We start from the raw sequence: 6248 nt of genomic DNA, 5'->3' as shown, positions 1-6248 counted from the left end.
AAGAACCTTCTCTTAACTTTGCGAAATTGTGGTCTAAATAAGCGTATGCACTTCAATATTATCCAGATCGGCGTAAGACCACAATGTCCTAGTTGTGGTACAACAAACTGGTATCATGTAGATGATATCGGACAGCAATTAACTTGTCAAGGATGCAGATTTTTGTTTTCTCTTGATCCTGAGCTTAAATGGCAATATAAATTGAATAGTCTTGTTCATTCTGCTTATGCTTCACATGGGACTACACCTGTTATTTTGGTTTTAGGGCAATTGCTTGATGAAAGTAGAACTTGTTTTCTATTTTCGCCGAATCTAAACCTACTTACTATACCGCAGGATAAATCATCTGAAGAACTTCAAACGGTTGCGGAGGTAGATATTGCCTGCATTCAGGATGGTAAATTTATCATCGGCGAAGTTAAGCAGTCAATGGGTCTTTTCAGTAAAAAGGACTTTGACGATATGGCTAAAATTGCTAAGCGAGTAAAACCAGACAAAGTCTTGTTTTCGTGTGTAGATTCACAGCAACCGACAAGAACTATAACTAACCATATAGAAAGAATCCAATCTAAACTTAGTCCACTTGAAATCAAGGTAATATGGTACGAATTGAAGTCTTTGGGCTACTCATACGGTGTGTAATATGCGAAGGCCCGCCGGTTAAAATCTTAAACGTGGCAACTGTGGAAGCAAAATATGATACGCGTTAAATACAAAAGGGAGGACAATTACCCGCATAACAGAGAGCTTATCTTGTTTGACAGAGATGCTTTCCAATCTCTGGGCGATAAAGTACTTTGCAAAGTTAACGAAAAATATAATATCCTTTGTCCTCAAGTTTTCGTAATAGAGTGCCTGGCACCGAACAAGGCATCCTGGAAAGAAAAGGAATGGCTTCTCAGAAAATTGGAATTAATAGAAAATCCCATAGTCCTTACTGGTAACACTCATGTTTCGCCTGTGATCGAGATACCTTATGATGTTGAGTACCCTACTATTCTTTCTTCTGAAGAAATCGCCAGAGGTTGCATAAAAAGGGCTCCTATAACGATGGAACGTGTCACACCGGAAAAACTCATAGCACATTACAAGCCCAGATTAAATGCTTTTAAAAACCGCGTAAAAACACTAACTGAAGCCTGTGAGTTAGAAAGAGGATCGCTTACTACTAAACAATTAATTTCAAGATATCAAAGGCGATTCCAGCGAACATTTGGCACAAATCCATCTGAAAAAGAGGTCAGGAATACTATTAGAAGCAATAAACTAATTTTTGGAACACAAAAACCAAACCATGTTGCAAAATTGGCACAACAAACCGTAGAAAACACACCAGTAAATCTACCTCTTGACCGATTAAAAACTTTTTTTCATTTTACTGATAGGGATATAACGGTGCTGCTCAATCGAATCCGAGACCGAAAAATGCTTACTCCGGAAAATTATCCTGACTTAGCATATTTAATCTATATTTATTATTTAATGCTCTATATAATTTATGCCAGACAGCACGAAACGCAACACATAGATAAATCATACGTACGTGATTTTAGATACCTACACTACTTAAATTTCTGCGATATGTTCATAGCGAATGAAAAATCTACTCCATACATCGTCAATTCAATACCATTTAACGATATTCGGGCAACACCTATTATTACCGTCAAAGAACTGAAAAACAGTCTCAATTAAGCAGTATTTGTTATATGACTGGTGGATCCCTTAGTTCTTTGTTCAAGAGGTTGGGTTGAACGGCTAATACGCAAACGATAGCACCGTATAGGAAACCGACATCCTATCAACACACCCGCTATCAAAGACACATCCAGTAAAACCCAACATACCCCTAAAGGCATGCGATACACAAAAACCCAAAAAATCCGCGACAATCCGCTGAATCCGTGAAAATCCGTGATTCTGACAATCTCCGCATCCCAATCATAACGTTAAATATAATATAACAAATCGGAAACAGCCCCACCGATAAAAAAATTTGCACACAACCCTTTTCTGTGGTATACTTAACTAAAACCTATATTGATTGTGTTAAGTTTTTTAGGAAAGTCTTCCCAACACCTTTATGATGTCCGCCATACCCAATTCAGCGAAAAACTCGCAGAAAAGTCGAGATCCAATCACCTTAAACAGAGGGACACAACTTTCATAGTAACCCCCTTAAAAGCGCAGTAATCAGAAAGTCGCTTAAACCCACGCCACCCGTGGCGTTACAACGATAATTCGGAGAGACGAAAAATTCGGATTCATAGTAACAGGAAAAAAATGACCGTTTCATAGTCGCCCGACAAACCCACGTCACACCTGACTTTATGAAGGTTTTAAACGCCCAATTTTCAGAACGTTACTATGAATCACTATGAATCACTATGAATCACTATGAAATGCCATAGAGACGGAGGAAACAATGCAAGCCCCAGAGAATAGAAGAACTTCAATTCAGGCAGCACTTTGTGATGATTTCGCAGCGAAAGATGCCGGAGACCTCCGCACACATCTTAAGCATCTGTTCGCCACTTTGGAGGGCGACGCACTCGTTGAAGCAGTTATCGAAAACGTTCAACGCTACGCCGTAGAAACATTAGGCGAATCTATGGACACGGATTTCGACGACATCGGCACAAGTGACTTGGATTCAATTAGACGAACCATCCACACCGAATTGACAGAAGTCATTTCAAAGTTCATCTCAGATACACACCGAGAAGCGATCGTCCGCTACCACGCACGCGGCTTCTCTACCACCGAGGCAATTACGGCACTAATGCATGAAGACAGCATCATGAACAGGTTGGCACAACCAGACGCACTCGGCATCCAGCAGCTTCGAGATCTCTTGATTCCACGCTTCGCCTATCTCAAGCCCGGAACAACCCGATGGCCCCAGCAAAAATACGGCACCATCTGGCAGGAAGCACGTGAGGAATATACACACGAAATCAACAACATTCCCCTCTCATCGCCAGTAGAACGCGCCTCGCTCTTAGCCAAGCATGCCCAGCGTGTTAACGCCGCATTGGATAACAACGAATACTCCGCCTCTGCTTTTCAAGCGTTGATCCAATCCCTAACCAAGACATTAGAGAGTTTGGAGAAATTATCTCCCAGTGAGCAACCCATCCAAGCAACTCTGGCTACACCGCAGCTCGCTGGAATTCTGGAGAGATTGACGGTCGCATTGGAAGGACTTCAGCAGCCCACACATATTGCGGATGCCAACGCACTCGTTGAAGCCTTAGGGAAGATCGCCATCGCACACCAGCCACCGCCAGAACAAAAGGCAATCACAGGTGAAACCGAATATAACACAGAAACAGAGGACAATTAGACTGCCAGCCAATCGCGAATCGATGACCGTATATGAAGTCTTCTTGTTTCCGGAAGCCCGAATTTATTCGGGATAGCACACTTTTCCCGGATTTAGTCTGGGAATAGACTAAATCCATTCCTTGTATTACATTCAAGTTTGGGCATCCAGAGGGAAATTTTTGGAAAACTAAACGAACCCAAAAGATGCCCATCCAGAGTTGACTGTCCCCCCAGAATATGTTATAATTCCTCTATGAAACCAGATACACTATAGTGAATTTACATAGAGGCTGAGGGGCGACAGGATGCTCAACACTCATTTTCAGCGTACACTGTATGTGATTTCTTGCGTCCTATTTTTTGGATGCGTAAGCGTGCTCACAGCTTTCGCTGAAGAGGATACTGAACCTGTACGCATGGAAAAGATCGTTGTAACACCCGGTCGCTTTACAATCTATGATGGCACTTCAGCAAGAATCGCTTTATCCAAACAAGAGATTGAACGTTTTCCACTCATCGACAACGATGTAATGCGGGCGGGACACGTCTTTCCGGGTGTGGTCTCAAGCGATTATAGTGCACGATTCAGCGTCCGCGGCAGCGAAAAAGATGATATTTCGGTCAGATTAGACGGAATGGAACTCTACAATCCATATCATCTTCAGGACTTCGGGGGTGCCGTCTCACTCATCGGTATCGACCTCATTCAGAACACCGAACTACTCATTGGCGGTTTTCCGGCAGAATACGGCGAGAAAATGTCAGGTGTCTTTGACATCACAACAAGAACACCAAACACCGAGAAATTTTCCGCCAATTTTGGGGTAGACTTGATTAACGCGACAGCCACTCTGGAAGGACCCCTCACCGATAAGGGGGGTTGGCTCCTGTCAGCACGACGCGGGTATATCGATCTGATTCTCATACTGATGGACATCGACGAAAATTATAAGCCTCAGTATGCCGATGTCTATAGTAAACTCACCTATCAGATGACACCCTCGGATACGCTTACTATCAATGGACTTTACGGTTGGGATAAAAATAGGATTCGCGTAGATGATGAAGATAACAACTTAGATTCTCGATACGACAATTCGACGGCTTGGGTGAAATGGCGGCGGACGTTCGGCACTTCCCATTGGACAGACGTTTTTGTTTTCGGCGGCACCTCACGTCAGGATAGAACGACAGGGAAAGCGGATTTTGACGATCGCGATTTTCAATTTCTCGGGACAAAAGCGGAACTTACAGCAAACCTTTTTGAAAAACATACGTTACGTAGTGGTGTAACGTGGCGATGGTTAGCAGGACAATACCAATACAACGTTCAAGAACGGCAAGCAGGTATAAACGTCTACAAGCCGATTCTTGCTGATGTTGACGATCAAGGTAACGAATTCAATATCTTTCTGCAAGATGAATGGCAGCTGCATCCGAAACTTGCGCTGAATATCGGTGGCCGTTATCTCTATCAGCAGTATCGGGAAGAAGGTATCCAGCGTTATGAGATTGGACCACGGGTCGCTCTGGCGGTGAAACCTGCGGAAAATCTCACATTGCGAGGGGCATGGGGGATTTACCACCAACCCGTCCATCTGATGGGAATTCCGGTGGAGGATGGAATTGAGACAGCCGGACGCGCCGAGCGAGCCGTGCATTATATTCTCGGAACTGAGTATACCCGTGATAATTTCTTAGTGAACATTGAAGGGTATTATAACACATTCGATAACCTTGTTGGTCGGCTCCGCGAGTTTGGACGACAGAATCAGATTTTCGTTCCACCTGAATCTGGAACAGCAAGAGGTGTTGACGTATTTATGACGCATACGGTTTCCAGTCGTTTGGCATGGACACTCGGTTATGCGTTCGGAATTGCAGAAGAAATTGCAGGTGGAACAACAATTTTCCGTCAATATGATCGACGACACTCTTTCGCCATCAGCAGTAATTATCAGTTTGCACCGACTTGGCATCTCTACCTGAGTTGGCGTTTCCATACAGGTGAACCGAGAACGCCTCTGATTCACACGGCGGTTGGTTTATCCGATGGCATTATCGCTTGCGATCGACAGTTTGGAGATACACACGCAGCGCGGATGCCTGCATACCATAGCCTCGATTTTCGCATTACAAAACGGAGTCCTTATCGACGGTGGGAGTTGTCTTGGTATTTCCAGATTTTAAATTTATACAACAACACAAATGTAGATCAGTACGCCTTCAGTGAAGTGCGAGATGAAGGAACAGATGCCGTTATCGGTTGTGAAATTGACGAAGAACCCCTTTTTCCAATCGTTCCGACGTTAGGTGTCACGATAAATTTTTAACGATTATGTCTGGGCGATGTCTCTGTTGTCAACATCGACCTAAAATCGTTAAAAAGCCTGCTTTAGGTTACCAATAGTTTCTTAACTATTGGAATACTGCAAGGACAACGGACGCAGCAGCTCAGAGTCAATAGTTAAAATGTTCAAACATATCAAGAAAGCACTGAGAGAAATACGGTGGTATTTTATTGCAAAGGCGCGGGATCAGAAATTACCGAAGGCTGCGCCAAGCGTGGTAGAGGCAATTTTTCCGACAGACACGGATACGTATACCATTACGCCATATCAACTCAAAGGAATGATGAACGCCGGTAAACCGTTTGTTTTGTTGGATGTGCGGGAAGAGTGGGAATATCAGATGGTTCACCTTGAAGGTGCCATCTCGATTCCCTTGGGTGAGTTGTTAAAACGATTTCAGGACATCAAACCCGGAAGTGAAGTGGTGGTTTATTGCCATTGGGGCATGCGGAGTCTTGATGCAGCGTTTCTTTTACAACAACTCGGTTTTAAATCGGTCAAGTGTCTACTTGGCGGCATTGATCGATGGGCAGAGGAGATTGACACACAAATCCTACGGTATTAATAGCC

Annotated in this window: 5 protein-coding genes; all 5 read left to right on the top strand. The window is 43.6% G+C overall.

The features are described from left to right. The coding region (locus OXN25_07040; protein MDE0424604.1) for a hypothetical protein at window positions 1-642 on the top strand (642 nt) is incomplete at its 5' end. Window positions 643-696: 54 nt separating this feature from the next. Next, window positions 697-1695: a hypothetical protein gene (locus tag OXN25_07035; protein MDE0424603.1), complete on the top strand. Its 999-nt coding sequence runs from the start codon at window positions 697-699 to the stop codon at window positions 1693-1695. 730 nt (window positions 1696-2425) lie between these two features. After that, window positions 2426-3346 (top strand): hypothetical protein, encoded by a 921-nt coding sequence (locus tag OXN25_07030; protein MDE0424602.1) that lies wholly within the window; start codon window positions 2426-2428, stop codon window positions 3344-3346. 355 nt (window positions 3347-3701) lie between these two features. Further along, window positions 3702-5660: a TonB-dependent receptor gene (locus tag OXN25_07025; GenBank protein MDE0424601.1), complete on the top strand. Its 1959-nt coding sequence runs from the start codon at window positions 3702-3704 to the stop codon at window positions 5658-5660. Window positions 5661-5799: 139 nt separating this feature from the next. Then, the gene (locus tag OXN25_07020) at window positions 5800-6243 is read left to right on the top strand and encodes a rhodanese-like domain-containing protein (protein MDE0424600.1); all 444 of its coding nucleotides are present in this window, start codon (window positions 5800-5802) and stop codon (window positions 6241-6243) included. Window positions 6244-6248: the final 5 nt, after the last annotated feature.

Source organism: Candidatus Poribacteria bacterium (assembly GCA_028820845.1).
GTDB lineage: Bacteria > Poribacteria > WGA-4E > WGA-4E > WGA-3G > WGA-3G.
Note: the sequence above shows the minus strand (reverse complement) of the source record. Positions and strands in the feature narration are given on the sequence as shown.